Below are 4,594 nucleotides of genomic sequence, written 5' to 3'. Positions count from 1 at the left end.
CTGGCGCTGCCGGCGCGCCGCATCATCGTCAATCTCGCACCCGCCGACCTGCCGAAGGAAGGCAGCCATTACGACCTGCCGATCGCGCTCGGCCTGATGGCCGCGATCGGCGCCATTCCACCCGATGCACTTGCAGGCTTCACCGTGCTCGGCGAGCTCGGCCTCGACGGCTCGATCGCGCCGGTCGCAGGCGTGCTGCCGGCGGCGATCGGCGCCAATGCGCGCGAGGAAGGGCTGATCTGTCCGGCGGCCTGCGGCGCGGAGGCGGCGTGGGCAAGCCCCGACGTCCAGATCATCGCCGCCAATTCCCTGATCCAGATCGCCAACCATTTCAAGGGCACGCAGGTGCTGTCGCGCCCGCAACCGAAGGTGCGCACGGCCGAAGCCTCGCCGCACGATTTGCGCGACATCAAGGGCCAGGAGAGCGCCAAGCGCGCGCTGGAGATCGCCGCAGCCGGCGGCCATCACCTCCTGATGGTCGGTGCGCCCGGCGCCGGCAAGTCGATGCTGGCGGCGCGGCTGCCCTCGATCCTGCCGCCGCTGTCGCCATCCGAGCTTCTGGAAGTGTCGATGATTGCATCCGTTGCCGGCGAGATCGAGGGCGGCGCCCTGACGTCGCGGCGGCCGTTCCGCAGCCCGCACCATTCCGCCAGCATGGCGGCGCTGACCGGCGGCGGCGTTCGCGCCAAACCCGGCGAGATCTCGCTCGCGCATCAGGGCGTGCTGTTTCTCGATGAACTGCCGGAGTTCGATCCGCGCGTCTTGGATTCGCTGCGCCAGCCGCTCGAAAATGGCGAGGTTTCGGTGTCCCGCGCCAATCACCGCGTCACCTATCCGGCGCGCTTCATGCTGGTGGCGGCGATGAACCCGTGCCGTTGCGGCCATGCCTTCGAGGTGGGCTACACCTGCAAGCGCGGACGCATCGACCGCTGCACCTCCGATTATCAGATGCGCATCTCCGGCCCGCTGATGGACCGTATCGACCTGCGCATCGAGGTGCCGGCGGTCACCGCCGCCGACCTGATCCTGCCGCCGCCCGCGGAAGGATCGGCAGAAGTCGCCGCGCGCGTCGCGGCGGCCCGAGAGATTCAGACCGCGCGCTACGCCGCGGCCGGCCTGCCGCAGGTCCGCACCAACGCCGAAGCTCCCGCCGCTTTGCTGGACGAGATCGCAAAACCGGATGCGCACGGCCAAAAGCTGCTCCGCGATGCCGCCGAGACCATGCGCCTGTCGGCGCGCGGCTATCATCGCGTGCTGCGGGTCGCCCGCACGCTCGCCGACCTCGATCACGCCGAAAAAGTCGGCCGGCTGCATCTGGCCGAAGCTTTGTCCTACCGGGCACTCGCCGAGGACGTCCGGAATGCGGCGTGACTTTTGCGGTATCCATCAACCTGCCGGTAACGAGTTTTGTTTACGCTCCGCAAACCATAAGGCCCGGTTTTTCGCAGGCCTTGCTGGCCCAGTGGGGTGCGCGTCATGTTGCGTTTCAAGATCCTGGTCTCAATCGTTCCCATGATCGGTGCCGCAGCGCTGGCGCACCTCGAACTGGCGTCGTCGCCCCACCCCTGCATCAGTCTCGACGCCGGCACGCTGCAGATCGCCGAAAATCCCGACCATGCGGACTTTCGCGTCAGCTTCACCGACGACCCCGCGCTCGCCAGCGTGCGGGTGGCGCTGGCCGACAGCGCCGAGACCGCGGACTTTGCCGTCGTGGACGATGCGGCCGAGGCCGAGGACGGTGCCTGCAGCGTAAGCCGGGCGACACGGTTTGTGGCGATCTCCGGCGACAGCAGGCGCGGCGCAGCGGTGATCTATCTCACCCGCGATGGCCCGGCTGATTTCCGCATCTTCGTCGACTCCCGGCGCTTTTCCGTGCGTGAGGCCGCGGCGCTCGTCGTCGGCGCCCACCGCGCGGAGCCGCATTTGGCCGAGGTCTCGCTCTGAGGTTGCTTTTTAAGGATTTGTTAACCCCGATCGCATCGGGCCGTAGCGGCACATCCGTCTTCAAACACTTTGCAAGATCATGACCCACATGGTCATCGCGCGACGTGATCGCGCATCTCGGCGAGAGGTCATCGGCGATGGGACGAGGTTTCCGGATCAAACTGTGGCTGCGCCGCTTCGCGCGCCGGCATTCGCGGATCATCTACGTCGCTCGCTCGTTCATGGTGTTCTCGGCCGCTTTCGGCGGTGCCTACGGTTTCATCGTCGGCAGCATGTCGAAGAATTCGGGCTATGATCCGCACAGTTTTGCGATCGGCGTCAGCTTCCTGTTTGCGCTCGCCTGCGTCGCCCTCGCGACCATGAGCGTGCGCCAGCGCCTGCTGCGACGAAAATTTCGCAAAGTGGCGTTGCATAACGAGGCTCTGGCCGATCGCAATTGGGAGCTGCAGGAGGCCGAGGAACGCGCCCGCAGCCTGTTCGAATCCCAGGGCGACCTGATCGTGATGCGCGACGCCGAGGGAACGATCAGCTTCGTCAACGACGCCTATTGCGACATCGCCGAACAGCCGCGCGAGGCGCTGATCGGCAGCCGCTTCACGTTCGAGATTCTGGAGCAGGGCGACGCCGCGATCGAACCCAACGGTACGAAAGTCCACGATCAAAGAATCGCAAGCGCGCTCGGTCCACGCTGGATCGCCTGGCGCGAGGCCCTGATCCGGGCCGATGCCGGGCGGCCGGCCGAACTGCAATGCGTTGGTCGCGACGTCACCGACCGCACCGAGACCGAGCGGGCGCTCGCCGAGGCGCGCGACCAGGCCGACGCGGCCAGCCGCGCGAAATCCCGCTTCCTGGCGATGGCGAGCCACGAGATCCGCACGCCGCTGAACGGCATCATCGGCATGAGCGGCTTGCTCCTGGATACGGCGCTGACGCCGGAGCAGGCAACCTATGCGAAGGCGGTGAAGACATCGGGCGACGCGCTGCTGGCCTTGATCGAGGAGCTTTTGGACTATTCCAAGATCGAGGCGGGCAAGATCGACCTGGAGCTGCGTCCGTTTGCGCTCGTGCCTCTCATCGAGGACATCGCCGAACTGCTGGCGCCGCGGGCGGAGGCCAAAAAGCTGGAGATCGCGACCTATGTCGACGACCGCCTGCCGGCGGAGGTCATTGGCGATGCCGCGCGGCTGCGCCAGATCCTGCTCAATCTTTGCGGCAACGCCATCAAGTTCACCGAGACCGGTGGCGTGGCGCTGATCGTCGAGCCCGGCATCTGGCCGAACGAGATCAGTTTCCTCGTGCGCGACACCGGCATCGGGATCGCGCCGGACGCGCAGCAGCGGATCTTTCGGGAGTTCGAGCAGGCCGACGAGCGGATCGCCCGCAACTACGGCGGCACGGGGCTCGGCCTGAGCATCTCCGAGCGCATCATCCGCCGCATGGGCGGCCGCATCCGACTAGACAGCGAGCCGGGCCGTGGCTCGAGCTTCGAGGTGTCGCTGCCGCTCAAGGCTGCCGGCGCGGGAGAGAAGCCGTACGTCGCTCCCGACCTCGGCGGCCAATCGATTCTTCTGGTCACGCCTGACAGCATCGAGGCCTCACTGATCGCCCGGCGGCTGCAGCATTGGGGTGGGCAGACCTGCACCGTCGCCGACCCTGATGTCGCGCTGGCGCTGCTCCCGGAGCGCTCCTGGCACGCGCTGCTGATCGACCAGACGCTGGGCGCTGATCTCGTCAAAACCCTGAGCGAGGCGGCGCTGCGTCATGCGACCCATCGGATCGTCCTGCTCACGCCGACGACGCGGCAGGAGCTGAAGCCATGCTCGGCCCTGACCGGCTACCTGGTCAAGCCGCTGCGGGCAGCGTCGCTGGCCGCGCGGCTGTCCGCGCCGCCGGAAGTCGCTGCGCCCGCACTCGCCGACGATAGGCCGGCAACAGAATTGGCCGAGACGCCGGCAGTCGCCAGCGGGCTCTCCGTCCTGGTCGCGGAAGACAACGAAATCAACGCGCTATTGATACGCGCGCTGCTGACACGTCTTGGTCACCGCACCGTGATCGCGACCAATGGCGAGGCGGCACTCGACTCCTGGGTTGCCGCGCGGACGGCGGGCACGCCCTACGATCTCGTGCTGATGGATATCCAGATGCCGCAGCTCGACGGCATCGAAGTCGCAAAGCGCATCCGCGGCTGCGAGGCGGACCAGCCGGGCCGCCGCACTCCGATCCTGGCGCTCACCGCGAATACGCTGATCGAGGACCGCGATGCCTGTCTTGAGGCGGGCATGAACGGCTTTCTGGTCAAGCCGCTCGATCGCGACAAGCTTGCGGAAGCGCTGGCCGGGCTCACCGCGGCGCCGCAGCTAGCAGCATAACTCCGTCATTGCGAGGCGCGATAGCGCCGAAGCAATCCAGACTTTCGCCGCGGGGACATTCTGGATTGCTTCGCTTCGCTCGCAATGACGACGCGGCGACAGCTGTAGCCGCGCGCCTATCTTCCATGCTGAAATTACAGCCGCCGCAGCGCCACCGTCTCGATGACGTGATCGGCGCCCTTCTTCAGGATCAGCGTCGCGCGCGGGCGGGTCGGCAGGATGTTTTCCTCGAGATTGGCGAGGTTGGTGCGCTCCCAGATCGCGGTCGCGGTGGCGATCGC

Annotated in this window: 3 protein-coding genes and 1 pseudogene; 3 read left to right on the top strand and 1 reads right to left on the bottom strand. The window is 67.0% G+C overall.

Going from position 1 to position 4,594, the window contains the following annotated elements:
* From JOZ76_RS25125 to JOZ76_RS25115, 3 genes are all read left to right on the top strand, one after another.
* A partial coding sequence (locus JOZ76_RS25125; protein WP_291703212.1) for a YifB family Mg chelatase-like AAA ATPase occupies positions 1–1,371 on the top strand: 1,371 nt, incomplete at its 5' end.
* Positions 1,372–1,512: 141 nt separating this feature from the next.
* On the top strand, positions 1,513–1,944 hold the full coding sequence (locus JOZ76_RS25120) for a hypothetical protein (RefSeq protein ID WP_366112913.1): 432 nt from the start codon (positions 1,513–1,515) through the stop codon (positions 1,942–1,944).
* Between the two features lie 137 nt (positions 1,945–2,081).
* Complete coding sequence (locus JOZ76_RS25115; RefSeq protein ID WP_291703207.1) at positions 2,082–4,313, top strand: PAS domain-containing hybrid sensor histidine kinase/response regulator; 2,232 nt, start codon at positions 2,082–2,084, stop codon at positions 4,311–4,313.
* A gap of 134 nt (positions 4,314–4,447) precedes the next feature.
* Here JOZ76_RS25115 and JOZ76_RS25110 read toward each other — a convergent pair.
* A pseudogene (locus JOZ76_RS25110) lies at positions 4,448–4,594 on the bottom strand (type I pantothenate kinase); the annotation flags it as partial.

This window comes from Bradyrhizobium sp. (assembly GCF_019244115.1).
GTDB lineage: Bacteria > Pseudomonadota > Alphaproteobacteria > Rhizobiales > Xanthobacteraceae > Bradyrhizobium.
This window is presented reverse-complemented; position numbering and strand designations above follow the sequence as displayed.